We start from the raw sequence: 25799 nt of genomic DNA, 5'->3' as shown, positions 1-25799 counted from the left end.
GTTGAGTTTCCTCGGTGAGCCGGCCGGGCCGTACCAGCACCACGAATCGGCTCTGCCGCGGGCGCTCGAGGCGTTGGAGGCCGGCCGCGCGGTGTGGCGCGCGGAAGTCGCTTCGTACCTCGACGCACGCGTGGCGCAGAAGCGGCTCGGCCGGCGTGTGCCCGCACCCGGCGATCCGCCACCGGGAACGATGGGCGGGCAACTTCTGCATCGCCACCGGCGGGCGGTTGACGGCCGAGCAGCTGGACGTCCTTCCGCGCCAACGGATGTCGGCCGAAACCGAGGAGGTTCGCTGGCCGCTCACGCTCGTGGTGTCCGCCGGCGCGCGTCGACCCAGGTGGCCGACATTCCCTCAGCTTGTTGGCTGACCGTGGGCGTGGGCCAGCTCGAACGCGCAGTTGGCCTCGTTCTGCCCGTCGCCGAGTTCGACGAACAGCGAGCAGGCCGCGGCCAGCACGTCGGTCGCCGTCGCGATGTCGCCGAGCATCGCGTGGGCGCGGCCCAGCTGGAGCCGCACCCGTGCGGTGCAGCGCCGGTCGCGCTGGCCTTCCACGATCTCGAGGGCCCGCGTCAGCTGCCGCAACGCCTTCGCCGGCGCGTTCTGCTTGAGGTTGAACTCGCCGCAGCGGGTCAGCACGGCGGCCGTGCGGTGGTCGTCGCCCAGTGTCATGGCTCGTTCCAACGCTTCTTCCAGCAGCGTCCAGGCCCGCCCGGGCCTGCCCTCGGCCAGGTGCAGCGCCGCCGCGCCCGCGCGGAGCTGGATTTCGAGGTGGCGGGCGCCGGTTTCGGCCGCCAGCACGGTCGCGCGCGCGTTGAACTCCAGCGCCTCATCGGCTTGGCCCGTCACGCGGTAGGTGGTGGCCAGGCCGCCGAGCGCACGCGCGATCCCCGGCACGTCGCCGATCTCTTCGCTGATCGCCAACGACTCCCGCAGCGCGGCGAACGCCTCCGGGAACCGGTCCCAGTAGATGTGCAGCTGCCCGAGCCCGAGCAGCAGCGCGGCCCGGCCGCGGCCGCCGGGCACTCCGGTGAGCGCTTCGGTGGTGAACTGGAACCACACCTCGTTGCGGCCGCTGTGGTCGAAGTACTGCTGGCACATGATGGCCAGTTCCCAGCTGTGGTCGGTCATCCCCTCGGCCACGGCGATCTTGATGGCCGCGTGCAGCGCGGGCAGCTCGGCCTCGAACCACTCCGTGGCGTCGGTGATCGGCTCGCTGTCGGCCGGCCACCGGCTCGCGTCGCCGGGCAGCGCGGTCAGCACGCTGCGCGGCAGCCGGGCCGCCGCCTGCTCGCTGAGGTAGAGCCATCCGCCGAGGGCCCTGGTGATGGTCTGCCGGCGTTCGGGCTCCGGTTCCTCCTCGGCCTTCTCGGCCGCGAAGCACCGCAACAGGTCGTGCAGCCGGTAGCGGGCCGCGCCCGCCGCCCGGCCGGCGGGCTCCACGAGGTGGCAGCCGACGAGGTCCTCCAGCATCCGCTCGGCCGCGCGCGCATCGATCCCCAGCACGGCGGCGGCCAGCCACGCGCCGAAGGTCGGCACGGACAGCGAGCCCAGCCTGCGGAACAGGGTCTGGTGCGTGGCGGGCAGCTGGCGGTAGCTGATCGCGAAGCTGGCGCGGACGGCGAGGTCGCCGACCGCCAGCCAGTCCAGCCGGGTCCGCTCGGCCGTCAACCGGTCGGCCAGGTCCGCGGTGTTCCAATGGGGGCGCTCGGCGAGCAGGGCGCCCGCGACCCGCAGGGCCAGCGGCAGGCCGCCGCAGTGCGCCAGCAGCGCCTCGTCGGGCCCGTGCCGCACGCCGGTGATGGTGCTGAGCAGACTGGCCGCGTCCGCATCGCTGAGCAGGTCGAGCCGGACCCGCCTGCCGTGCTCCAGCCCGCTGAGCGTTTGCCTGCTGGTGACGAGCACCGCGCAGCCGGGCGCGGCGGGCAGCAAGGGCCGGACCTGGCTTTCGTGCTGGACGTTGTCCAGCACGATCAGCACCTTGCTGTCGACGAGCAGGTCACGCAGCAGCGCGGAGCATTCGTCCTGGTCGGAGGGCACCATGTCGACCGCGACGCCCAGCGCGCGCAGGAACCGGGGGAGCACCGTGTCGGCACCGGAGTCCCCCAGCGTCGCGAAGAGCTGGCCGTCCGGATACGCGTCGCGGACTTCGTGCGCCAGCCGCACCGCGAACGTCGTCTTGCCCAGCCCGCCGACACCGGAGATGGTCAGCACCAGCGGCTCGCGCCGGTCCGGCGTGCGCAGGTCGGCCGCCAGCTCGGCCAGCAGGCCGGCCCGGCCGGTGAAGTCGGCGAGATCCACCGGCAGCTGCCGTGGCCGGTTCACCTCGCGAGGGGCGGTGACCGCGGGCCGCAACGTCGGTTCGCCGCGCAGGACACCGGCGTGCAGTGCGCGCAGCGCCGGTGACGGCTCGACACCGAGTTCGGTCACCATGGTCCGGCGCAGGTCCAGGTAGACCTCCAGCGCCTCCGGGATCCGCCCGGACCGCGCCAGTACCGTCATCAGCTGAGCCCGCGGCCGTTCCCGCAGCGGATGTGCGGCGATCACCTCGGTCAGCTCGTCGACGAGCCCGTGGGTGCGGCCCAGCCGCAGGTCCGCCTCGACCCGGTCCTCGATCGCGGCCAGCCGCAGCTCGTCCCACCGGTCGGCGGCCACCCGCGCGGACGGCACGGGGACGTCGGGCAGTGCCGGGCCGCGCCACAGCCCGAGCGCGTCGTTCATCAGCCGGGTGCCCTGTTCGAGCTGCTCCTCCGCGATCAGCTCGCGGGCCGTCGCGGTGAGCGTCGTGAACCGCTCGACGTCCAGTGCTTCCGCGGGCAACTCGAGCACGTAGCCCGAGCGCCGGGTGGCGATCAACGGCCGCGGCAGGGCGCGGCGCACCCGCGAGATCAGGCCGTGGATTTGTGTCTTCGCCGTGGCCGGCGGGTGCTCGTCCCACAGCTCGTCAGCGATTCTTTCCCAGGTCACGGGCTGATTCGCGGACAGCAGCAGCACCGCGAACACGGCACGCGCCTGCGGGGAGCCGAGGTCTGTTTCGACGCCTTGCCAACCCACCCACAGCGGTCCGAGAACCTGGATGTCCCAGCAACCCTCCGGCATGTCGGAACCGTACCAGCCGGGTTTGGCCATACCAGAAAAAGCGGCCGAGTACAGGACCGTCTGGGTGAATCGGCGCTATGTGCGTCCGCTCCTGGTGCACAGCGTTCGAGAAGCGGTCACTGCGAGCATTCCCCTACCAGCAACAACGTGGGGAGGCGTTGACGATGGATGCGAACTGGTGCCGATCGGCAATGGCGAAGACCGGTGCGTGGGGAGTGGCTCGAGGTTTCGCCTTGGCTGCCGCGCTGGCGGTCTCGATGACCGTTCTCAGCGCGGTCGAGGCGCAGGCGGCCCCCGCGTGCACCTATGCGGCCTGCAACGGCAAGGACCCCGAGACGACCGGGTGCGGCCGGGACGCGGTCACGAAGAAGGAGCTGACCGCTTCGCTCATTCGCGGCGAGCTGCGCTGGTCGCCGAGCTGTCATTCTTTCTGGACCAGAATCTCCTGGTCCCCCCAAAACGGCGGTCTCGGGCAGTACCCGACGATCGCCGGCGGGGTCTGGGATGCGAACGGCAACCGGGTCCGCAAGGCCTACTTCGCCAAAAACCCGGTGACCAGGCACCCGGACTGGACGCCGATGATCTCGCAGGCCTACCCCTGGGAGCAGTTCTGCATCTACACGGCCACGGACGACGGCTGCGCTTACCACGCCTGAACGGACGAGGGCCGACCATGAAGAAGAACACGATCAAAGCATTACCGGTCGTCTTGGTCGCGTCCATGCTCGCGGCACTGGGGATGCTCACCGGCCCTGCGGCTGGTTACGCGAGCACGTCGGCAGCTTATCCGGTCACTCCGTTCCGCATGGAATACGGCGCCAGTGTTCTCGCGGGCTCCATTACCTGGTACGACCGCAGCATTCGCGCCACGGGCTCGGTCAAAGCAGTCGCCGCGAAAAAGACGGCCGTCTTCCAAGGCGAGTCCCCCCACTGCATATCGGGTGTGGAAACGCGGACGGCGTCAGTCGGCGACACCCGGGAATCCGTTGTCGACATACCCTGCGACGCTCCGGGCGGGATCACCATCGCCTACGTCGAGCTGTGGGACTTCGACAGCAGCTACTTGCACCGCGCCGTCTGCACCAGGAACGGTTGCACGATCAGGGACTAGCGTCGCTCGGCACAGGTACGTGAACCGGGTCGATCGAGAAGCGCGGAGGCGTCGGCCCGGGCCACGGCTCGCACCCGGTCGCCGGCCGTGCCGATGACGGCGAGGTGGTGCAGTGCCGCGGCGCCGGCCGGCGGGCAATCGCCTCGGGCGAGCGGCCCGGCCGGCCCGGTCAGCACGGCGGTGGCTTCCGCCGAGTCGCCGGTGACTCGCCACAGCGCCCACGCCACGGCCGGCTCTGCGGCGCTGTCCCGCAGCGTTGCCACCGCGTCCCGGGCGGTGAGCCCGATGGCCCCGAGCGCTCTCGCGGCCGACGGCCGGAGCTTCGGCTCCGCCGCGGCGTCGACGAGGACGGGCAGGGCGGCCGCTGCGGCCGCGACCACGGTGCACACGTTCGGCGCCAGGTCTCGTCGAGCGGCGAGCGGGCCGAGGAGAACGCCGCTGTGCTCGCGCAACGGAATCAGCACTTCGCAGATCGCCGGCTGAGCCGGCACGGGGTGCGTTCGTCCGAAATGGACGATTTCGGTGTCGAACCCGAGCCGGCCGCCGGACAGTCGGTCCGCCAGGCCCGGCAGGCAGCCCGGATGACCTTGCCGGGCCAGTGCCCACACCGCCGCGTCACCGACATAAACGCACCTCGGGGACATCGTCGTCCAGGCTGCCGCCCAGCAACGGCAGAAGGCCCTCGGTGGTGGTGCGCCACCGGGAGAGCACCTGCTGGGTGTGCCGGAGGGCGGCCACCCGCAGATCGGCGGGTGGCCGCGGCGGGCGACTCCGGTCGCGAACGCGGTGGCCGCGACCGGGTCGGCGGCCGGCAGCTCGCCGGTGGCGTGCACGAGAGTGGTGGAGGTGCCCCCGAGCCAGGCGGAGTCCCGCCACCGCGCGGCGTCCGGGTCCAGCACGGCTCGCACCGGCACGTCGACCCGCCGAGCCGCGACGCCGGAATCGGACCCGGCCAACGCGTGCACGGCGGCCAAGCGCACCTGGAGGTCCTCGGCGTCCAGCAGCGCCACCAGCAGGGTCGCTGCCCGGCGCACGCGCGGATCCGGGGCGTCCAGCAGCGCGAGCAACCGCGGTCTCGCGGCCTCGAGCGCAGGCTGCCAGCCGGGGGACCCCCCCACTCGCGGGTGCGGTCGAGGCCTCGACGGCCAAGAGCCGGATCAAGCCGACCACCTCGTGCCGGTGGTGCACGGCACGGCCGGAGGCGAGATCGGTCAGCACCGGCAGCGCGGCCGGTGCCGCCGAGCAGAGCCAACCGCCCTGGTGGTGGAGCTTGCTCGACAGGTCGTCGAGCGCGTCGGATGCGGTCCCCACACCCGGCGCACCGCTCATTGGCCGTAGGAGAAGCGGAGATCGGCGAACAGCAGCTGGTTGAGCCGCCGCCGGAGGTGTCCGGTCTTGCTCTGGTCGGGGGCTTCGCCGGGAGTGACCAAGGTGAACCTCAACAAGGTCCCTCCGTCGCGCGACGCCGTCAGCGCGAAATGGATCCGGTCATCGGGCCGGCTCGGCCACAGCGACGACCACACCGCCCGGCTGGGCTTCTCCGCGGCGAGGACCCGGGGTTCGACTTCGTCGGCCAGCAGGTGGAGCCACGGACGGGTGCCTGGCCGGTGCGGCTCCACGAGCGAGTCCCAGACGACCGGTGGCGGTGCCGGCAGCGTGCGCGCCCGCGAACCGATCTCGATCACCTGGGCAGAGTACGTCGAGCCGGCGAGGATCGCCGAAGCGAGTCGAGCACCCATTCCTCGCCATTTCCCGATACCCGGACAGATTCGTTGGAGATTGACTTTCCGGAAACATCGAAGACCGGCGAAAAAGGTGCCGTCGGAGATTGACTCTTACGAACGGGAAAGATCGGCGCTAGGGTCTTGCTCGCCGCCGGCGACGCTCGTCTTGATGCGCCGTACCGGGCACGCACCTTGCCGAGGCGACCGTCGCAGGGAATGAGGAGCCTGGATCGAAGCTTCCCCACCCGACCCCACGGCAGTCCGCCGGTCACCCCTTCAGTGAAATGCCGCGCGAGCCCGGGCACGTTTCCCGCGACCGCTCGATATCGGGTGCCGCTGCGTGGCGCGCTCCGGTTCCGCACCCCTGAAGTCCCTGTCTCCGAGCGCCCCCGAGGACCTGATCGATGTCAGTGCACTTACCCGCTCACCACCAGGCCGGCCGCCTGCCGGTGGGGCGAGCCCTGTTCGTCCTGCCGGCCGCGATCGTCGTCACCGGCGGGATCTGGTGGTGGATGACGGCCGGGGCGCCCGCGGCGGACCGGACGTTCGTGGCCTGGTACGGCGGGGTGGCGGCCGTGGTGGTGTGCGCCGCGGTCACGGTCGCCGCGTACTGCGTGCAGGCGGTGCGCCGGCTTCGGGGCCACGCCGCGGCACTGGACGCGGAGGTCACCCGGCTCGCCGACGACACGCTGCCCGCAGTGGTCCGGCGCGTGCGCGACGGAGCGTCGGTGGACACCGCGCTCGCCGAGGTGCCCGGGTCCGTCGACGGCGTGCACCGGCGGCTGCTGGGCACGGTCGCGCAGGAGATCGGCCGGGGAGAGCGCATGCGCGCGGCCACGATGGCGGCCTGCGCCAACGCCGCCGGCCGGGTTCAGGCACTGGCCACCAGCATGCTGGCCGACCTGCGGGAGATGGAAGGCCGGTACGACGAGAACGTGCTCGGCGACCTGCTCAAACTGGACCACAGCACCGCGCAGGCGGGCCGGCTGGCGGACAGCATCGCGGTGCTGACCGGGGCACGGTCCGGCCGGCGCTGGACCAAGCCGATCGTGATGGAAAGCATCCTGCGCGGCGCGATGGGGCGCATCAGCGCCTACCAGCGGGTGCAAACGCACTCGACGAGCACGGTCGCGGTCGCCGGGTACGCCGCCGAAGGCGTCATGCACGCACTGGCCGAACTGATGGACAACGCCGCCGCCTTTTCGCCTCCGTCGGAGAACGTGCACGTGTACGTGGAGGAAGTGCACGCGGGTGTCGTGGTCACCATCGAGGACAGCGGCCTCGTCATGAGCCCCGCGGCGCTGGAGCGCGCCGTGCGGGCGGTGTCCTCCGAGCCGCTGGACCTGACCACGCTTTCCGGCACCCGGCTGGGACTGGCGGTGGTGGGGTGCCTGGCGCGCAAACACGGCCTGACCGTGCACTTCCGGCCGTCCGCGCGGGGCGGCACCGGAGTGGTGGTCATGATCCCGCGGCAACTGATCACGCAGCCCGAACCGGACGTCCGGCCGGCCGCGCCGAGCCCACCGGCCGCGCCGTCCGCACCCGCCGCCGTGCCCGCCGCGCCCACCGCGGAGGAGTCCAAAGTGGAGAGTGCATCGTCCGGGCTGCCGCAGCGACGTCGCGGGCAGACGCTGGCGGCCGCGCCCAAGACGGGCTCGCCGCCGGCGGCGAGCCCCGCCCCGGCTCGTGCCGACGCCGGCGCGCGGTTCAGCGCCTTCCGCGCGGCCGGCCGGGGAACCCGCCCTTCTGCTCCTTCGGAGGACAGCCGATGAACACCACGGATCACGACCTGGACTGGTTGCTGGAGAACCTCCTGAGCAAGACGCCGGGCACCCGGCACGCCCTGGTGCTGTCCAAGGACGGGCTCAAGCTCTGCCACACCCGGGGGCTCACGATGGACCAGGCCGACCAGCTGGCCGCCATCGCTTCGGGCATCCAGAGCCTGGCGTACGGCACGTCGATCGAGTTCGGCGACGGTACCGGTGGCGTCCGGCAGTCCATGACGGAGTTCCACGGCGGGATGCTGTTCATCGTGGAAGCCGGCGAGGGAGCGCATCTCGCCGTGATCGCCGGCGATGACGCGGACGTGGGCGTCATCGGCCACAACATGAACGAGCTCGTCGAGCAGATCGGCGAGCACCTGACCGCCCCGCCCCGCCCCGATCCCAGCCGCGGCACCGCGGCCGGATGACATGAGCCGGGAAGACCTGCACCGCGAGGACCCGGACCGGTTGTACACCGTCACCGGCGGGCGCAGCCGCGCGAACGAGACCGCTCTGGACCTCGTGACGCTGATCGTGAGCGAGGGCGATCCGGTCCCGGGCATGCAGTCCGAGCACGTCAAGATCCTGCGGATGTGCCGGCACCCGACGGCGATGGTGGAGGTCTCCTCGGAGCTCGGCCTTCCGGTGAGCGTCGTGAAGATCCTGCTGTGCGACTTGCTCGACACCGGCCGGATCACCGCCCGCCACCCGTCCTCGGCTCCCGTCGACACCCGTCTGCCCGATCTCGAAACCCTGAAGCAGGTGCTTGTTGGACTCAAGAAGCTCTGAGCAAGACGCCCGTACTCCGCTGCCGAGCACCGCCAGGGACGGGCTGAAGATCGTGATCGTCGGCGGGTTCGGGGTGGGCAAGACGACCATGGTCCGTTCGGTCAGCGAAATCCGCCCGCTGAGCACGGAGGAAACCATGACGCAGGCGGGCGTCGGGATCGACGACGGCGCCTCGCACGGCAAGACCACCACCACGGTCGCGTTCGACTTCGGGCGGATCACCCTCAACGAGCACATGGTGCTGTACCTGTTCGGCGCGCCGGGACAAGAGCGGTTCTGGTTCCTCTGGGACCGCCTGTTCGCCGGCACCCTGGGCGCCGTGGTGCTGGTGGACACCCGCCGGCTGGCCGACTCGTGGTACTCCATCGACCGCCTCGAACACCACGGGACGCCCTTCATCGTGGCACGCAACAACTTCGGCCGGCCGGAACACACCCTGGACCAGGTGCGGCAGGCACTCGACCTGTCCCCGCACGTCCCGCTGATCGACTGCGACGCCCGGCGGCGCGACTCCGGCAAGACCGTCCTGCTCACCCTCGTCGACCACCTCTTCGCCCTGTCCTCCGCCCGGGAGACCGCGTCATGACCACCCCCCAGCCCGCACCCGCCACGCCGTTGTACGGGCCGCGATTCCAGCAGAAGTCCGCCGACCTCTACGCGGAGCTGCGGCGGGCGCACGGGCCGGTGGCCCCGGTCCTGCTCGACGGCGACCTGCCGGCGTGGCTGGTACTGGGCTACCGCGAGGTGCAGCACGTCGTGAGCAATCCGGAGGTCTTCGGGCGCGACTCCCGGCGCTGGAACGCCTGGGACCGGGTGCCGCCGGACTGGCCGTTGCTCCCGCTCATCGGCTACCAGCCGACGATGATGTTCGCCGAGGGCGCCGAGCACCGGCGGCGGGCCGAGGCGCTCGACGAAGCGCTCGGCGCCGTCGACCAGTTCGACCTGGGCGCGCGTGCCCAGCAGGTGGCCGACGAGCTCATCGACGCCTTCGCCGGCTCCGGCGAGGCGGACCTGATCACGCAGTACGCCGACGGGATACCGCTGCCCGTCGTCGCCCGGATGATCGGCGTGCCGGCCGCGGAAACCGGCGACCTGGTCCGTGACGTCTACCAGACGCACGCCGCCGGCGAGGGCGCGAACGAGGCTTACGCGCGCGTCCGGGAGAAGGTGCGGCGAATGGTCGAGTCCAAGCGGCGCGATCCCGGGCCGGACGTCACGTCGCGGCTGCTGGCCCACCCGGCCGCGCTCGCCGACGAGGAGATCACCGAGGACCTGCTCCACCTGATGAACGCGGGACAGTTGCCCACCGCCTACTGGATCGGCAACACCCTGCGGCTGATGCTCACCGACGACCGCTTCGCGATGACGTTGTCCGGCGGCCGCCGCAGTGTCGGCCAGGCGCTGAACGAGGTGCTCTGGGAGGACACCCCCACCCAGAACTTCCCGGGCCGGTTCGCCGTCCACGACCTCCGGCTGGGCGGCCGGCAGATCCGCCAGGGCGACCTGCTCATCCTCGGCCTCGCCGCGGCCAACCAGGACCCGCTCGTCCGGCCGGTCCCGCAGGCGTCGACCGGCAACCAGGCGTACATGTCGTTCAGCCACGGCGAACACCGGTGTCCGTACGCGGCCCAGGAGATCGCCAAGGTCATCGCCGAGGCCGCGATCGAAGTCCTGCTCGACCGCCTCCCGGACGTGGTGCTGGCGGTGCCGGCCGACACGCTGGAGTGGCGGCCGTCGCCGCTGTTCCGCGGCCTGGCGGCGTTGCCGGTGAAGTTCACGCTGGCCTGGTGACCCCGGACGGCCCGCCACGCTTTCGATCGCATGCCGAACCGGGCCGAACCCGGTCAGGGCTGCACGAATGCGGTGAGCTTCGCGCCCGGTCGCCCGAAGGTGCAGGTCGCCGCGCGTACGCCGCCGATCCAGGATTCGCGGGTCGGGAGGTGCACGAAGAACTCGAGCCCGGACGGCGGGGTGCCCGTGGCGAAGTAGGCCGCCGCCGCGATCCGGCAGGTGGTCAGCGCCGGTTCGCGAATCGCTTCGAGGCCCGGGTAGGCGTCAGCGGTCTCGCCCACGTCGATGCGGTGGAAAATCTGCTCGTCGTGCGGTTCCTCGCAAGGGATCCGGGTGACGTGTTCGCCGTCGGCGCCGGAGTCGAAGCAGTCGCCCGTCCCCAGCGCGTGGATGGAGTCCTTGCCGTCGGAGGTCAGCTGCGCGAGCGTGGCAACCGGGTGCGCGAACAGCACGGGGACGACCTTCACCACGCCGACGCCCAGCCAGAGCACGCTGAGCGCGAGGCCGGCCACCGCCAGCCCGCGCCCGGATCGGTTGGTGCGGACGAGCGCACGGATGCCGAACAGCGCGGCGAGCGGCACAAGACCGACGAGGCCGCAGAGGAACGACGCGATCGCGAACCCGTCGGTCCCCTCGGTGGAGTCCACGGGGCCGTGGACTCCTCGTCTGGTCGTGGCTGGACAGCGTCGACCGCGTTTCGTCGAGCAAGGTTCCCCCTCCGGCGTCCCCCGACCCGGCGGAGAAGATCCTAGCGAGCCCCTGCCGTCAGGCAGTGCTGCACCAGCGGACCGAACCTTTCGGCCAGTTCGTCGACGGAGGCGGACGCGATCGGTTCGATCCGCACGATGTACCTCGCCACCGTGAGACCGAGGATCTGGACGTTGACCATGGCGGCCCGCAGCGCGGCGTCGGGCGTGCCGAGCAGCGCCGCCAGCCGGTCGGTGATTTCGCGGTCGATGAACTCGCGCAGCAGCTCTTGGGACTGGGCGTCGGTCGGTGCCGATCTGGTCAGCATCACGAGCGGGGTGCGGCCGGACTTGTCGAGGTTCTCCACCAGGGTCCGGATGATGCGTTCGCCGATGGTGTCGAGGCCGCCGGCGAAGATCGACTCGATGGCCGGGGGGACGTTCTCGGACATCTCGACAGCGGCGCCGAAGAGGCCCTGCTTGGTGCCGAAGAAGTAGAAAACCATCGCCGGGTCGACCCCCGCCGCGGTGGCGATCGCGCGCACGGTCGTGGCGCGGTAACCGTGCTCGCCGAACAGTTCACGCGCGGTCCGCAGGATCCGCTGCTTGCTCTCCGCGCCGGACCGCCAGCGTCCGGGGCGGCCGTGGGTGCCGTCTTCCGTCATGACCACCGAAGCCTAGCACTCTTTCTTCATCGGCCGGTGGAGTTTTGCCCGAACTCGCCGTAGCGTGTTCTTCATCAGGTGGTGAAGAAAGGGTGCGGACATGAGGGTGATCGTGATCGGCGCCGGTCTCGGTGGGCTGACGCTGGCCCACGGGCTCCGCCGGGCGGGCATCGACGTCGCGGTGTACGAGCGGGATGGCGCGCAAGGACGTCGTCAGGGGGTGAGCCTGCACCTCGACGACCGGGGCGCGGCGGCGCTGCGGGGGTGCCTGCCCCCGGCACACGCCGCGATGGCGGAAGCCACCACGGGAGGGCCGCGCGACCAGACCCTCACACTGTCCGAAGTGGAGGGAGAGCTGACTGTCGTGGCTACCCGGCCGTCCGATGGTTCGGGCGGGCGGGCGCGGCCCGGCCGGCAGGTCCACCGGCCGTTGCTCCGGGCGGTGCTGCTGACGGGACTGGACGACGTGGTCCGGTTCGGAGCCGAGTTCACGCGGTTCGAGCGGCGTGCTGACGGCACCGTCCGGGCTTTCTTCGCCGACGGCGGCACGGATACCGGGGACGTCCTGGTCGGCGCGGACGGAATCGGTTCGGCGGTGCGCCGCCGGTACTTGCCGGACGTGCGGGTGGCGGACACGGGACGACGCATGGTCATGGGGGCGACTCCGCTGCGAGCGGTGGCCGGCACCGGGCTGCCGGCGCTGGTCGGCGACAGCCCGGCCGCCGCGCGGGCAGGCGACACGATGATGGCGCTGGGCGTGCTGCGGTTCACCCGGCGGCCGGTGGCCGCGCGGGAGGAGTTGCTGCCCGCGTTGGGTTCCCGCGCGGTCGTGGACGTCGAGGACTACGTGATGTGGGCGCTGCCCTGCGTGCGAGAGCGGCTCGGCTCACCGGCCACGGTGTGGCACCAGGCCCAGGAGCTGGCCGCGGACCTGCACCCGACGCTGCGGCTGATCGTCGCCGAGGCTTGGCCGGACGTCACGGCCGCACTCCGGATCGGGACGATCCCGCCGATGCCCGCCTGGCCCGCCAGTCCGGTGACGGTCCTCGGCGACGCCATCCACCTGGCCCCGGGGTTCGGTGGCAACCTGGCGATGCGGGACGCGCACCGCCTCGGCGAGGCGCTGGCCGAGGCGGACCGTGGCCGGCTCGGCCTGCTCGAGGCGATCGGCGCCTACGAGGACACCATGCGCCGCACCAGCTTCACCCCCGTCGCGGCGAAGGCGAGCGCATGAGCCTCGATGTGCTGACGCGGAAGTCCCTGTCGGTGTTCGACGCGGTGGGCGGTTGGCGCACGGTCGCCGAGGGCCTCGCGTCCCGGGTGGTGTTCCTGGTCGCCTCCCTGCTGACCGGCCGGGTGTGGACCTCCGCGCTGATCGCCGTCGGCGCGGTGGCGGTGCTCGCGGTCGTGCGCGTGTGGACCGACCGGCGCTTCTGGTCGGCGGCGATCGGGCTGGCCATCGTCGGGGGCTCCGCCTTGCTGGCCGGAGCCACCGGGCAGGCGATCAACTTCTACCTTCCCGCCGTGGTGATCCAGGCGGCCCAGGGAGCGGTTTTCCTGCTGTCGATGCTGGTGCGGTGGCCGGTGGTCGGGGTGGTGCTGAGGGTGGTGCGCCGCGACCGGTTCGGCTGGCGGCGCGACCCGGCAGCACGGCGGCGCTACCAGCTGTGCACGGCGGTGTTCGTGGTGAAGTGCGCCATCGCGACGGCGGTGCAGATGCCGCTGTACGTGGCCGGGCAGACCACCGCGCTCGGCGTCGCCGCCACGCTGCTGGGAGGTGCGCCCTCGGCGGGCGCGTGCCTGTACCTGTGCTGGCGGATACTCCGCGAAGACCCGCACGGGCAGCCCGATTTCGTCGCTCGCGGGCAGGACCGGACGTCACCAGGGGACGGCGCCGTCGTCGTCGACGAATGAGCCGGCCGGTCCGCCGTCGGGCAGGATGGCGAGCCGGATCGCGGCCAGGCCCGGGCAGACGGCGTTGAGGTACGACTTCGTCGGCGCGTAGGCCGCCATGATCGGGCCGACTTCGAAGTCCGGGTCCGCCGGCAAGGTCACGGACCCGACGCTGCTGGAGACGTTGACGATGCGCGGCGACGCCGCGCGCCGCACGAACGGCAGCATCGCGTTGGTCACCCGGATCACTGGGGCGCCAATCTCGAGGATCCGCTTCTACGCGTCAAGAGTCTTGAAGGACCCTTACTGCGCCGCGCGCATGTCGAAGGATCAGCCCGGCCGCCGTGCGGCCGGATCAGCGTCATGAGCGACCTTGGCCAACGAGCGCCCGTGAAGGCCTGCGCGTCAGGATGTTTCATCGTCTCTACCCTGGCGCTACGCTCCGCGGAGAACGTCTTTCAGCGCGTCGGGGATGACCGCGGTCGGCAGCAAGGCGGTCAACCGGTCCGTGAGTCGGCTGTCGCGGACGAGGGTTCCCTTGGCGAGGCCGGCGCCGGCGGCCGCCGCGTCCGGCTGCCGCCGAGCCCAGGTTCGCGCCAGTTCACCGTCCAGCAGGAGCTGGTAGTCGTCGCGCATGTGCCAGCCGATGCCCGGGTCGAGGCGAGTGTTGGCGGCGAACGCGGCTCCCGCGTTGGCGACCTTGCGGGTGAACTGCGCCAGTCCGCGGTCGGGTACGTGCAGGATCCCCAGGGGCCGCTCGGCGGCGAGTCCGCCGAGCGCGGCGCCGGTCGCGCTGTGGTTGCCGACGCCGACCGTCACCCCGGGATCGGCGCGGTGGCACACTTTGTTCCCGATCCGCGTGCCGCGCGCCGACAGTGACAGGGTGTCGCGCAGGACGTGCGTCGAGGGCCACGGGCCGCTGCGAGCGGGATCGGCCACCAGGTTGTCGCGGACCATCTCCACGGTGCCGCACCGGCTGTCGACGGCGGCCAGCGCGTCCGGGATCGCTGTCCGGTCCACGTCGGTCGCCGCGCCGGGCCAGAGGAACTCGTCGGCGTCACCGTTGATCACCCAGTCGGCGCCGTGCGACTCCGCGGCGCGCCGGGCCATCGCGGTGACCCACCGGGCCTGCTCGTAGTCGCGGCCTGGCTCGTGCCGCAGCTCGAGGACCCCGGCGTCGCGGTAGCGTTCGAGGGTTTCGGTGGTGCCGTCGACGGACCCGTTGTCCGTCGCCACGACGAAATCCACCCCCGCGGCGAGGTGGTGCTCCACAGTGGCCGCCACGATGTCGGCCTCGTCGCGCACCAGCAACGTCATCACGATCCGCACTCGCCAACCCCCAGTCGATTCGAACGGAGATCAGCATACAAGGGGGAAATCGATCGCCGAGGTCCAAGCACAACGCCTCCGCGCCGGCTGACATCCGCAGTAGCGTGAAGGCTGTAGCCAGCAGACCAGCGTGGCGATGGTGACGCTGAGGAAGATTTTGCGTTGTCGCCTATCCGTTGAACTCCGCGCCCACACCGGCAAGGCACGCCACGCCAGCGACAAGGGATACCCGATGGCTTTCGCGAGTTCCGCGATACCACCCAGGACGGTCGAGCCGGCGGGATCGCTGTCGTTGACGGGGTCGCCCTGACCTTAGGTGTAGGAGTTGGGCTCCTGGCCGGTGGGTCGGCCTGGGTCTTGCCGGTCACGAAGCTGGTGCGAGCGGGCCGGGCTGTCAGGCGGTGAACCCTCCGTTGCTCTTCAGCAATTGCCCGTTGACCCACTGGCCCTGCGGGAGCACAGGAACGCCACGAGGTGAGCGGTGGCACATCACCAATGTGGTGACGCAGCCGAGACGTCGTTCGACTTCGTCGAAGACGCGCTCCGGAATCTCCGGGTCGGCGAGGTCCGCCTCGATGCCACCGTCTTGGAGCCCTGTGCCGCCAGGGTTTCGGCGATCGAATCCGCCGCATCGGATTCGATGCCCCAGGCCATGCGCGCGTCGTACGGTGTCCAGTAGGTGAAAGCGACGTCCCAGCCTGCCTGGGCCGGCTGGCGGGCGATGCCGGCCCCGATCCCGAGCGGCCGACGCCGGTCAGCAACGCCACCGGCCTGGCGCGGGCGGGGCATGGTTTCTCGCCTGTAGTCGTCACAAGGTGTCATCGTTCGACGGCGGTGCAGGCTTGGCAATCGATATTCCGGCCGTCGGCTTGCGTGACATCGCTGCGGAGTGCGTCAGGTTGGTGGCGACCCAGTTCGGCCGCTAGCCGTGCTTGTCTCGAACATCTGTCCAGCTGGCAGACGACACGGGCTTGGCTCCACCCGGGCGGGTCAGGTCGGGCTGTGTCGTGTGGCGGGCGGCTGTCATGAGCTGCGTTGCTTATGGGGTCGGTCCGGTGTCGAGGTGTCGCTGGGAGTGGCTCACCGGGACGCGCGCTCCGCGGCAGAAGAGGATGTGCACCCGGCACGCTGTCGAGCCACCCATACCGTCCGGGACGAGTGGTGGGGTCCCCTGAGGAGCAGCTCAGCGTGGTGCGGCGCGCCAGCCGTGTTCGAGGATGGCGAACGCGGCTTCGACGGTGCGGGCCGGATCTTCGGCGCGGACGGCGAGTGCCGAGGTTTCCAGGGCGAAGTGGGCCAATGCGGCGCATCCGGGATCGGTTTCGGGTGCGCCGGTTTCGGCGGCGAGGACGTGGCTGAGCGCGTCCTTGTGCCGCATCCACATCCGGCGCCAGTACTCGCAGAGCGCCGGCGTGCTGCGCACCAGGGTCATGAATTCCGACGCCCCGTCGGCGGCGGCGCCGTGTTCGACGCGGGCCAGTGTGTGGTCCCGCAGCGCGGCGAGCACTGAAGTGCCCGGCGCGCGGTCGCGCACAGCGGCGATCAGGGCCTCCTCGATGTCGGCGTCCCGGTCGAACACGAGGGATTCCTTGCTGGGGAAGTGTTTCTGCAGAGTCGTGGTGGACACGTCGGCGGCGTCGGCGATCTCGCGAACGCCCACGTTGTCGTAGCCGCGCTCGAGGAACAGCCGCAGGGCCGCATCGGCCAGCGCCTGGTGGGTAGCCGCCTTCTTGCGCTCCCGCCTGCCCATCCCGGTAGTCATGGATTGACAATATCACTAGTTGTACGGTGTACTCAGTTGTACCGTGCCACTTTTACTTCAAGGGGTTCTCATGACCACACGCGTTCCGATCCTGATCAGCGGTGGCGGCATCGCCGGACTGACCGCCGCCCTGCTGCTGCGCCGCGAAGGGGTGTATCCGGTGCTGGCCGAGAAGCACGCCGGTGTGTCGCCGCAGCCGAAGGCGCGCCGGTTCAACCCGCGCAGCACCGAGGTGTTCCGCCTGCTGGGCCTGGCCGCCGAGGTCGCCGAGGCGAGTGCGCCGCTGGCGTCGTTCACCGAGGTTCTGGCCGGTCCGACACTGGCCGACGCCCGGGTACGGGAAATGAGCGGCACCATGCGGCAACGGCGGCTGCAGCAGGCGAGGATTCCCGAGCTGAGCCCGGGACCGAACGTCTTGTGCCCGCAGGTCGTGCTGGAGCCGATCCTGCGCCGGGCCGCCGAAGAACGGGGCGTGTCCGTGCGGCTCGGCACCGAACTGGTGTCCTTCACCCAAGACGACGGCGGGGTGACCGCGCTGCTGAAGCCGGCGGACGGCGAGCCGTACGAGCTGAGCGCGGACTACCTGATCGCCGCCGACGGCGCCCGCAGTCCCATCCGCACGGCACTGGGCATCCCGCGCAGCGGCCACGGTCATCTCGCCGACAACCTCGACCTCTACTTCCGCGCCGATCTCACCGAGCTCGCGCGAGAAAAGCCGTTCAACCTGTGCGAGATCGACAACCCGGTGGCTTCGGGCGCCTTCCTCTCGGTCAACGGCACGGACCGGTGGCTGTTCTCGACGGCCGACTTCCCCGAGGCGCATACGCTCGGCGACGGCGACTGGCACGACCTCCTGCGCATCGTGACCGGCATCCCGGATCTCGACGTCGAACTGCTCAGCCGGTCGCCCTGGGAGTCGGCGATGCGCGTGGCCGACCGGTTCCGCGACGGCCGCGTGTTCCTGGTGGGCGACGCCGCGCACATGATGCCCCCGATGGCCGCGGCCGGCGCCAACACCGCCATCGCCGACGCGGCCAACCTCGCCTGGAAGCTCGCGGCCGTACTGGCCGGACAGGCGGCGCCCGCCATCCTCGACACCTACCACGCCGAACGCCGTCCGGCCGGCTACGCGATCGCCGAAGCCTCCAGCACGGTCCGCGGGCACGTCGGCGACATGCTGGCCGCCTTCACCAAGCCCGACAGCCGGCACGACGACCTGCCGGCCACGATGTTCGGCACCCAGTACACCGAAGGCGCATTCGTGCCCGACGGCCGCGACCCCGCGCCCGTCGACCACTACGCCCCGGCGGGCCGTCCCGGCACGCGCGTGCCCCACGCCTGGCTCGACGCCAAGACGTCCACTGTGGACCTCGCCGGGCCCGGCCTGACCCTGCTCGCCGGCCCGGACAACGGACGCTGGATCGCCGAAGCGGATCGTCTCGGGTTGCGCCTGGCCACGGTGTCGCACCAGCACTGGCTCGAAGAGGTCTGCCTGCCCGCCGACGGCGCTCTGCTGCTGCGCCCGGACGTCATCGTCGCCTGGCACTCGGCATGCGGCACGCCACTCGCCGAGGCAGTGACCCGAGTGCTCGGCACCGCGGCCATCCCCGCATAACGGGCAAATCAGCGCCAGCGGAATCAGCCGCCGGCTTCGACGTGCGGTGCGGTCAGGATCCAGTCGCGCAAGTACCACCTCTCGATGGGCCGCGGCGCGAATTCCCGCTCATCGGCATGCCCACCCATGCTGTCGGAACTGCTTCCGGGCGGGGCGAAGAAGTTTCTGTCCGCTGCTCAGGCCCGCGCTTTGCTGGCGTCGGTGCGGCCGCGTGATGTCGTGGGCAGGACCCGCCGACGGCTGGCCGCGGACCTGGTCACGGAGCTGGACCGTATCGACTACATCTGCCGGACCGGAATGTGCCGCGACGGAACGCCCGGCCGCTGGCGATCCAAGATGCCGAGCGGCTCCACCACGACGAAGACGAACTCGTCGCGGATTTGGAGACCGAGCTACCGGCCTCGCGATCTGACTACAACTGGGACACCCTGCAGGACGTTCTGTTCCAGGACGAGGACTACGAGGGGCTGCTCAGCTACCGCATCCCGCTCGAACGGGACGAGGCCGAGCGTTGGTTCGACGAGTTCGGCAATGTCCCACCGCGCGACCGTCATCGTGGCTTCCGCCGATAGCTGTCCCCCTGTTCGCCGTCCGGCACGCCTTCTGGCGAATGACCTTGTCTTGAGATCGCTGAACGAACCGGTGAGGCCGGCCGGCCGCGGACTGGAGGAAGCCGAGATTCGACGCGGTGCTCTGCCGTATCGCCCGCGTCGCTGCGGCTCTCGTTCGCGAAATCGGCGTCACTGGTCTCGGCTGGTGGCTCGTCGTCGAGCCTCCCGGCAGGCGGCAGGTTCAGGCGTCGGGTTGGGGTGGGGTAGCTTCAACGGCGCTTGTAACGCCCGTCGGGCGCAGGCGGATAGTTCGCGTGGGCCCTGTTGGGACGCGCGCGGGGGATCTTGCGGCGCTCATACCGGACGGCAGTCGCCGGGGGGCACTGGGGAAACAGAGCCACGGAGGGCTTCGAGCATCATGACGTCTACGGTCACCGCCCGCCCGTCCGTACCCACCGCACCCGCGAGCACCGGCCACAAACAGCGCGACGACATCCAGGGTCTGCGCGCGCTCGCCGTCGGCCTCGTGCTCGTCTACCACCTCAGGCCAGGGTGGCTGCCCGGCGGATTCGTCGGCGTCGACGTCTTCTTCGTGATCTCCGGCTACCTGATCATCGGCACCCTCACGGGTGAGCTGCGCCGCACCGGGCGGGTCGGGCTGCTCAACTTCTACGCCCGGCGCATCCGGCGGCTGCTGCCCGCGGCGACCGTCGTGCTGCTGGCCACGGTCGCGGCGACGGTGCTGCTGGTGCCGGTGTCGCGCTGGCCGGAGATCCTGCGCGAGGTGGTGGCGTCCGCGCTGAACGTGCAGAACTGGGTGCTCGCCCTGTTCTCGTCGGACTACGCGACAGCCACCGCCTCCGCCTCGCCCGTGCAGCACTTCTGGTCGTTGAGCGTCGAAGAGCAGTTCTACCTGGTCATCCCGCTGTTGCTGCTGCTCAGCGCGGCGATCGCGCGGCGGTCCGGTTCACGTCCCGTGGCGGTGGCGTTCGGCGCGATCACGGTGCTGACGGTGGCGTCGCTGGTGTTCTCCGCGGTCTATACGCAGATCAACCACGGTCAGGCGTACTTCATCACCCCCACCCGCATGTGGGAGCTGGGCATCGGCGGCCTGACCGCGATGGTCGTCCGCCAGGTGCGCGTGCGCTTCGCCGCGCGGCTGGCGCTGGGGTGGCTGGGCCTGGGCGTGGTGCTGGTCAGCGCTTTCACCTTCGGCACGCACATGGCGTTCCCCGGCTGGATCGCCCTGCTGCCCACGCTGGGCACGGCCGCGCTGCTGGTCGCGGGCACCGCCGAGCGTCCCCGGGTCGGCGAACTGTCGCCGCTGCTGGGCCTGCCGCCGCTGCGCTACGTGGGCGACATCTCCTACAGCCTGTACCTGTGGCACTGGCCGGTGGTGGTCTTCCTGTTGGAGGAGGCGGGTGCCGCCAAGCTCAGCAAGCGTCAGGTGCTGGTCGCCGCAGTGTCGAGCCTGGTGCTCGCGGCGCTGTCGAAGCACCTGGTCGAGGACCCGCTGCGGCGACCGCGGCCCCGTCGCGGGGATGCGCGCCCGAGGCGCCGTGCCGCTTACGCGCTGGGTGCCTGCATGGCGGTGGTCACCACGGTGGCCGCGACGGTGCCGTGGCAGATCGCGCAGCACCGCCTCGACGCGCTGCGCGCCGACATCGCGTTGGACGCCGACCACCCTGGCGCGCTCGCGCTGGACCCGGCGCACGCACTCACCGTGCGCGAGGACGTGCCGGTCGTGCCCGATCCGTCGGTGGCAGCCAAGGACATCGCTTCGGTGTGGCACGACGGCTGCGGCCAGTACGACCCGGTGGCCTTCCCGATGAAAAGTGACAAGTGCGCCTACGGCCGCGCCGGCGCGACGAAGACGATGGTCGTCATCGGCGACTCGCACATGACCCAGTTCGCCACGGCCCTGATCGACATCGCCAACCGCGCTGGCTGGCGCGTCAAGTTCATGCTCCACGACGGCTGCCCCTTCAGCGCCGCGGCCCCAACCAAGACCCGAGACGCCGACCCGAGCCGGGCCGAGCCGTTCGCCGAGTGCCCCGCCCAGGACAAACTGAAGATCGACTCGATGCTGGCGGACAAGCCCGACCTCCTGGTCACCGCGGCCATGTCCCCCGAGTCCTACCTCAACGACCTCAGTTGGGCGTGGAAGTCCCCGGAGGCACTCACCGCGGGCTACCGCTCGTACCTCGAAAAGATCACCGCCGCGGGCATCCCCGTCGCCGTCATCAGGGACACCCCCCGCGCCGACGACAACGTCCTCAACTGCCTGCAACGCAACCCAGCCCCCCACTCCTGCGACAAGCCAAGGTCCAAGGCGGTAGACGCCTTCACCGACCCCTTGGCCACCACCGCGGCCACCATCCCTGGCGTGCGGGTCGTGGACTTGACGAACTGGATCTGCACGGCGGACCTGTGCCCGGCGGTCGTGGGCAACGTGGTCGTCTACCGCGACAACCACCTCACGGACACCTACATCCGCACCTTGGCGACCCCCCTCCGCCAGGCCCTGGGAATCTAGCCCCCGCCCACTGACCGACACGAGCCCCCATCGCGGCCGATCCGCCTGGCACGGGTCAGCTCCACAGCCCGCGGACCACACCAAGGTGATCAGCGCCGACGGGATCGCCACGACCACGCCCGGGATCGCGCGGACCGGCTTGACCAGGTGACCGGCCGCCCAGTGCTGCGATCGGTCGGCCCACCTGACGATCGCGGCCGGCGAGTCGCTGAACACGTACGCGAACGCGGACGGCGGCAGCCAGCGCAGGGCGGCGGTGCGGCGCGGCGACGAATCGGCGGCGCGCCTGGCCGTCGTTGACCCCGAGCTCGGGAAGGAGCGCGAGCCATAAGTCGTCGTCGATCGCACGTGCGCTGGGATGCTCGATGAGTTCCGCCACGTCGTAGGCGGCGTCGGAGTGTCCTGCGAATTCCCAGTCCAGGGGCGTAGATGGTGCTGATGAAGTCGTCCCAGGCTGGCGAACGGTCCGAGCGGAACCTGGCGGATCTGGTCCAGGGCGGTGCTCGGCCTGTCCAGCGCGGTCATGGGCCGTCCGGGTACGAACCTCAAGCCGACGGCGGGCAGTTCCGGATGCGAGTCGTGCCACAACGCCGTGGACGCGGCGTTGACGCCGTGGTCGGCGAGGTGCCGGAGGCTGTCCATTCGCAGCGGGCGCGGTCGCGCTTGTCGGTGCGGTAGAGCTTGAGGCACACCGGGCCGCGCGGGCTGCTCCAGCGGTAGACGCGGTTGTTCCGGCCGCCGGTGATCGGGATCAATCCGTACTCCGGCAGGTCCGTGTCCAGAGCCTCCGGTCGCTCTCGGTGCAGAACGCGCAGCTCGGTCAGCAGGGCGTGTATCGACTCAGCCGGAGACCGCTGTTGACGCGGACAGGCCCGTGCGGGCGGTCGCGGCGCGGGAGCGGAACAGCCCGATCGGCAACGCCGCCACGCCCGAGGTGGACCTCGCCGGCCTGACCGCCCGCGAAGACGGCCGCCATCGGCGCACCAGCCCCGACCGCCACCGCGCCCGACGCGGCGGCAACGGCGAAGCGTCAACGAACCCGGCCCACGGCGCCGACAGAGGCGCGCAGTCCGCAATCCGTTCAGTTCAAGGTGGACAGGTCGATTGAGTTGGCCATCACGGCGTAGCCGCTGTTGTTGGGGTGGATGCGGTCGCCGCTGTCCCACGTGGGGTTGAGCCAGTTCTGGTAGTCGGGTGCGCCGGAGTTGGGGTAGTTCGGGTCGTTGTTGCGCATGATCGCATCGAAGTCGATGATCGCGTCGAAGTGGTTGTCGGTGCGGATGAACTGGTTGACCTGGACACGGTTCGCGTCCTTGGCGTCGTCGTTGCCGAACCACCCACCGCGACGCGGGGTCACAGTGGCACCGACGACCCGTAAGCCGGCGGCGTGTGCCCGGTCGGCCAGCTGTTTGAGTCCGTCGATCAGGGTGGCGGCGTCCGTGCCCAGGTAGAGGTCGTTGGAGCCTTCGGCGATGATCACCGTTCGAGCGCCGTTGTGGCCGAGTACGTCCCGGTCGAACCGTTGTGCCCCGGTCGGGCCGACTCCTCCGGGGGTGATCAGGGCGTTCCCCGCGACCCCTTCGTTGACGACCGACAGCGGCGTGCCCACGGCCTGCAACCTGCGCGATAGCACGTCCGGCCAAGTGCTGAAGGTGTTGACAGTGGCGTGTGCTCCGTCAGCGATCGAGTCACCGAGGACGGCTACGGCGCCGGTGGTGTGACCACCAGCCACCTCGATGCTGGAAACCCAGGCCACGTTGATCCCGCGGCCCGGATACGGGCCGGGATCACCTGTGTGGTCTCCGGCGCCGCCGCCGAAGTCGGTGCAGTACTCACCGATCAGCCCGAGTTCGTGGTTGGGGTACTCGGTGACGGATCCGGCGGAGTACACGCTGACCGCGAGTTGCTCGCCCGCGGTGACCGGCATGGGTACCGGGTCGCTGAACACCTCGCCGCCGGCCGGGATCGTGACCACGGATTGGCCGCCGAAGGTGACCTCGTGCAGGGTGGCGGGGACGATGGTGCTGTCGGTGTCGCGTTGCGCGACAGTGACGCGGTTGAACGTGGTGGGCGTGCGGACGAACTGGTTGGTCAGTCGGATGCGGATCTGTGTGCCGTCCGCGCTGACGCGTTCAGCGTTGCGGCAACTGAAGTTCGAGGCGTTCAGCGGCATCGCCTCGTGCATGGCAGTGCCCCAGGCGGCGATCCACTTGGTGTCGGTGGTTCCCGAGGATGCCGACCCGGCCGCGCACGCGACGGCGGTCAACGCAGCCAGGCTGACGCCGATACTTCTGCTCCACGGGTTCAACAACTGCTCCCAGTTCGTAACGGTATAGGTGCGGTTCGTTCGGGTTCACCATTGGTGCGCAAGCACTTTCGGTGAATGAGAACGCGGTGTGATCAACAACACTGGGCTTACCGCCGCCGCCGGGCACATCGGATCCAACGAATGGCAGCGATCCGTGACCGCTTGCGCATCAACGTTGCCGTGGCGGCAAGCTGTACGCGTCGCCTGGGCCAGCCCCAGTCTGGGCTGGCCCCACAGGCCTAGAGGGTCACGCTTCGGCGACCCACCCACCGTTCAGGACCAATCCATCGCGCGGGCCGGCGAGGCTGTCGTCATTGGCCGCGATGGCGACGATGACAAAGATGTCCGATGAAGCAAATGCACTTGCTCGTCCTCTTCGATTCCCCCAGCTATGTCGCAATTGCGACAAATCGCCACGACCGGCCCTGGCAGGATGCATGGCCAGTCGCGCGTGGCACCGACAGACTAAAACATCACTCCGCGAAACAGTGTTGTGATATCGGCCATAGTGCAAATGGCGGTTGACGGGTCTTGATGCGCCCGGTATGAGGCTTATATCGATGCGAAATCTTCGCGCCGGTCGATCGAGACCACGACCTTTCCGCTACCGGCTCGGATCGGGCGAAAGTGGCACTGCTGCGGCGAGTCGGCGGGCCGGCCCCGGTCCTGCTGGGAGATGCTGATGGCGCTGGGACGGTGCTCCACCAGACCGCCGACGAGGTCAACGGCCGCATCGACTCGTTCGCGCACTCACGCGCTAACCGATCTTCCTTGTAAGCCGACAATTGCCGCCTTCTGCATCGCTGCGGATGATGTCGTGCCGGGCGAGGTAGGGCAGTGGTGTGGACCGTTGGGACCGACTCGCCTGGTCACCTTGTCGCCGTTCAGCTCATGTTGGGTGCGCCATGGGCGGTGTCGTCGTGGGCACGACGACACCGCCCAGTGTCTCGGCTATTGACCGAGGTCTGTCCACGCTCCCTGAAGGTTGCCGCTCTGGACGCGGCATTGCCCTGTCCGGACGATTCCGATGCGGTTGCCGGCCAGGTCGAAGGCAGTTGTCTTGTCGGACTCGGCGAGCCAGCCGAGGTTGGGGAGAGTGTCGTCTTCGACCCAAACTTCGTTGTTGGTCCGGAGGACACCGATCCGGGTGCCGTCGAGACGGACGGCGGCGACCGTACCTCGCTGGGTGTCCCACGGGGTGGTCCAGCCGCCTTGGAGGTCGCCGTCCTTGATGTAAACGTTTCCGTTCTTAACGGCGGCGAAGCGTTGACCGGAGAGAGCGAAGTCGGTGGTTGCGTCGATCTCGGCGAGCCAGCCGAGATTGGGGAGAGTGTCGTCTTTGACCCAGACTTCGCTGTTGGTCAGGAGAACGCCGATTCGGGTGCCGTCGACGTGAACTGTGGCGACCGTACCTCGCTGGGTGTCCCATGGAGTGGTCCAGCTGCCTTGGAGGTTTCCGTCCTTGATGTAGACGTTTCCGTTGTGGACGGCGGCGAGGCGTTGGCCCGAAAGGCCGAAGTCGGTGATGTCGGTGGATTCATGGAGCCAGCTCAGGTTGGGCAGCGCGTCGTCCTTGACCCAGAGGTCGCCGTTGGCCAGGAGAACACCGACGCGAGTGCCGTCGACCCGGACCTTGGTCACCGGGTTGTTGTGGCCGTCCCACTGCAGGCTCCAGGCGCCGTCACCGTCTTTGAGGTAGGCGGAGCCGTTCTGCAGCCGCGCCACCCAGGCACCGGTCAGGACGATATCGGTGGAGTAGGTGATCTGCCGGATCCAGTCCGCGAGATCGTCGACGCGGGTTTCGGTGCTGCCCTGCCGGGTCTCCGTCACAGTCGTGCAACCGTGTTGCCACGAGGTGCTGCTGATCCCCAGGAGCTGAGGCTGGCCGCCGGTCTCGGTGAAGGCCGGGCCCCCGGCGTCGCCCTTGCACGTATCGACTCCGTTAACGCGGTCGGCAACACCACCAAGATCGCCGACACCCCACCCGGAGACCCGGCGGACACCCAGTGCTTCCGGCAGGACTACCTGCAACGCCTCACCGAAGCATGGACCCCTTCGTCCGGTGACTGCGCGGCCCAGCCCACCAAGGCCGGTATCGGTGGCTCGGCACCGTACTGGACGTCCTGGGCCCTCGACGACACCGGAAACCGCAAGACGCAGGTCCAGCACACCGCCGCCG

The 25799-nt window shown here is 70.3% G+C and carries 22 protein-coding genes and 2 pseudogenes; 12 read left to right on the top strand and 12 right to left on the bottom strand.

Annotation, left to right across the window (positions count from 1 at the left end):
* Positions 1 to 352: 352 nt before the first annotated feature.
* Positions 353 to 3097 (bottom strand): BTAD domain-containing putative transcriptional regulator, encoded by a 2745-nt coding sequence (locus tag AB0F52_RS26165; RefSeq protein WP_360176187.1) that lies wholly within the window; start codon positions 3095 to 3097, stop codon positions 353 to 355.
* A 233-nt stretch (positions 3098 to 3330) separates the two neighbouring features.
* Here AB0F52_RS26165 and AB0F52_RS26160 point away from each other — a divergent pair, with 233 nt between their 5' ends.
* Both AB0F52_RS26160 and AB0F52_RS26155 read left to right on the top strand, forming a co-directional pair.
* A complete protein-coding gene (locus tag AB0F52_RS26160) occupies positions 3331 to 3753 on the top strand; it encodes a DUF2690 domain-containing protein (protein WP_360176184.1) in 423 nt (140 codons plus the stop codon).
* A gap of 17 nt (positions 3754 to 3770) precedes the next feature.
* Entirely contained in the window at positions 3771 to 4208 is a 438-nt protein-coding gene (locus AB0F52_RS26155; RefSeq protein ID WP_360176181.1) for a hypothetical protein, read from the top strand.
* On the opposite strand, the gene AB0F52_RS26150 is transcribed toward AB0F52_RS26155, so the two are convergent.
* Positions 4205 to 5326: a hypothetical protein gene (locus AB0F52_RS26150; protein ID WP_360176178.1), complete on the bottom strand. Its 1122-nt coding sequence runs from the start codon at positions 5324 to 5326 to the stop codon at positions 4205 to 4207. The two genes, AB0F52_RS26155 and AB0F52_RS26150, sit on opposite strands and share 4 nt — an antisense overlap.
* Positions 5327 to 5533: 207 nt before the next feature.
* Complete coding sequence (locus tag AB0F52_RS26145) at positions 5534 to 5893, bottom strand: hypothetical protein (protein ID WP_360176176.1); 360 nt, start codon at positions 5891 to 5893, stop codon at positions 5534 to 5536.
* Positions 5894 to 6336: 443 nt separating this feature from the next.
* On the opposite strand from AB0F52_RS26145, the gene AB0F52_RS26140 reads away from it, so the two are divergent.
* The 5 genes from AB0F52_RS26140 to AB0F52_RS26120 are packed head-to-tail and all read left to right on the top strand — an operon-like array spanning position 6337 to position 10275.
* Positions 6337 to 7704 (top strand): ATP-binding protein, encoded by a 1368-nt coding sequence (locus tag AB0F52_RS26140; RefSeq protein ID WP_360176173.1) that lies wholly within the window; start codon positions 6337 to 6339, stop codon positions 7702 to 7704.
* Positions 7701 to 8123, top strand: a complete 423-nt coding sequence (locus AB0F52_RS26135) for a roadblock/LC7 domain-containing protein (protein WP_360176170.1) — start codon at positions 7701 to 7703, stop codon at positions 8121 to 8123. Before AB0F52_RS26140 ends, AB0F52_RS26135 begins: the two co-directional genes overlap by 4 nt.
* A 1-nt stretch (position 8124) precedes the next feature.
* Positions 8125 to 8484, top strand: a complete 360-nt coding sequence (locus AB0F52_RS26130) for a DUF742 domain-containing protein (protein WP_360176167.1) — start codon at positions 8125 to 8127, stop codon at positions 8482 to 8484.
* A 52-nt stretch (positions 8485 to 8536) separates the two neighbouring features.
* Positions 8537 to 9070 carry an ATP/GTP-binding protein gene (locus AB0F52_RS26125; protein ID WP_360176716.1) on the top strand — a complete coding sequence of 178 codons (534 nt, stop codon included), beginning with the start codon at positions 8537 to 8539 and terminating at the stop codon, positions 9068 to 9070.
* A complete protein-coding gene (locus AB0F52_RS26120; protein ID WP_360176164.1) occupies positions 9067 to 10275 on the top strand; it encodes a cytochrome P450 in 1209 nt (402 codons plus the stop codon). The genes AB0F52_RS26125 and AB0F52_RS26120 overlap by 4 nt, the downstream gene beginning before the upstream one ends.
* A 53-nt stretch (positions 10276 to 10328) precedes the next feature.
* Here the strand turns inward: AB0F52_RS26120 and AB0F52_RS26115 are convergent, their stop codons facing one another.
* Positions 10329 to 10922, bottom strand: coding sequence for a septum formation family protein (locus AB0F52_RS26115; RefSeq protein ID WP_360176161.1), 594 nt, complete (start codon positions 10920 to 10922; stop codon positions 10329 to 10331).
* A gap of 101 nt (positions 10923 to 11023) precedes the next feature.
* On the bottom strand, positions 11024 to 11626 hold the full coding sequence (locus AB0F52_RS26110) for a TetR family transcriptional regulator (RefSeq protein ID WP_360176158.1): 603 nt from the start codon (positions 11624 to 11626) through the stop codon (positions 11024 to 11026).
* Positions 11627 to 11726: 100 nt separating this feature from the next.
* Here AB0F52_RS26110 and AB0F52_RS26105 point away from each other — a divergent pair, with 100 nt between their 5' ends.
* Both AB0F52_RS26105 and AB0F52_RS26100 read left to right on the top strand, forming a co-directional pair.
* Entirely contained in the window at positions 11727 to 12860 is a 1134-nt protein-coding gene (locus AB0F52_RS26105; RefSeq protein ID WP_360176155.1) for an NAD(P)/FAD-dependent oxidoreductase, read from the top strand.
* Positions 12857 to 13540: a DUF3159 domain-containing protein gene (locus AB0F52_RS26100; RefSeq protein WP_360176152.1), complete on the top strand. Its 684-nt coding sequence runs from the start codon at positions 12857 to 12859 to the stop codon at positions 13538 to 13540. Before AB0F52_RS26105 ends, AB0F52_RS26100 begins: the two co-directional genes overlap by 4 nt.
* Here AB0F52_RS26100 and AB0F52_RS26095 read toward each other — a convergent pair.
* The 4 genes and pseudogenes from AB0F52_RS26095 to AB0F52_RS26080 all read right to left on the bottom strand — a co-directional run.
* Positions 13505 to 13768, bottom strand: a pseudogene (locus AB0F52_RS26095) (dehydrogenase); the annotation flags it as partial. The gene AB0F52_RS26100 and the pseudogene AB0F52_RS26095 overlap by 36 nt on opposite strands.
* 186 nt (positions 13769 to 13954) lie before the next feature.
* Positions 13955 to 14848: a glycosyltransferase family 2 protein gene (locus AB0F52_RS26090; RefSeq protein WP_360176149.1), complete on the bottom strand. Its 894-nt coding sequence runs from the start codon at positions 14846 to 14848 to the stop codon at positions 13955 to 13957.
* Positions 14849 to 15337: 489 nt separating this feature from the next.
* A complete protein-coding gene (locus AB0F52_RS26085; RefSeq protein ID WP_360176146.1) occupies positions 15338 to 15637 on the bottom strand; it encodes a hypothetical protein in 300 nt (99 codons plus the stop codon).
* A gap of 394 nt (positions 15638 to 16031) precedes the next feature.
* Positions 16032 to 16610, bottom strand: coding sequence for a helix-turn-helix domain-containing protein (locus AB0F52_RS26080; protein WP_360176143.1), 579 nt, complete (start codon positions 16608 to 16610; stop codon positions 16032 to 16034).
* 70 nt (positions 16611 to 16680) lie between these two features.
* On the opposite strand from AB0F52_RS26080, the gene AB0F52_RS26075 reads away from it, so the two are divergent.
* From AB0F52_RS26075 to AB0F52_RS26065, 3 genes are all read left to right on the top strand, one after another.
* Positions 16681 to 18225 carry an FAD-dependent monooxygenase gene (locus AB0F52_RS26075; RefSeq protein WP_360176140.1) on the top strand — a complete coding sequence of 515 codons (1545 nt, stop codon included), beginning with the start codon at positions 16681 to 16683 and terminating at the stop codon, positions 18223 to 18225.
* Between the two features lie 299 nt (positions 18226 to 18524).
* Positions 18525 to 18797, top strand: coding sequence for a hypothetical protein (locus tag AB0F52_RS26070; protein ID WP_360176137.1), 273 nt, complete (start codon positions 18525 to 18527; stop codon positions 18795 to 18797).
* 397 nt (positions 18798 to 19194) lie between these two features.
* Positions 19195 to 21312, top strand: a complete 2118-nt coding sequence (locus AB0F52_RS26065) for an acyltransferase family protein (protein ID WP_360176134.1) — start codon at positions 19195 to 19197, stop codon at positions 21310 to 21312.
* Positions 21313 to 22393: 1081 nt separating this feature from the next.
* On the opposite strand, the gene AB0F52_RS26060 is transcribed toward AB0F52_RS26065, so the two are convergent.
* The 3 genes and pseudogenes from AB0F52_RS26060 to AB0F52_RS26050 form a co-directional block, all read right to left on the bottom strand.
* Entirely contained in the window at positions 22394 to 23578 is a 1185-nt protein-coding gene (locus AB0F52_RS26060) for a GDSL-type esterase/lipase family protein (protein ID WP_360176131.1), read from the bottom strand.
* A 993-nt stretch (positions 23579 to 24571) separates the two neighbouring features.
* Entirely contained in the window at positions 24572 to 25450 is an 879-nt protein-coding gene (locus tag AB0F52_RS26055; protein ID WP_360176760.1) for a hypothetical protein, read from the bottom strand.
* Positions 25451 to 25789: pseudogene (locus AB0F52_RS26050) on the bottom strand (trypsin-like serine protease); the annotation flags it as partial.
* Positions 25790 to 25799: the final 10 nt, after the last annotated feature.

The organism is Amycolatopsis sp. NPDC024027, assembly GCF_040638975.1.
Classification (GTDB): Bacteria; Actinomycetota; Actinomycetes; order Mycobacteriales; family Pseudonocardiaceae; genus Amycolatopsis.
The sequence above is the reverse complement of the archived record's forward strand: the minus strand, read 5'-3'. Positions and strand labels throughout refer to the sequence as shown.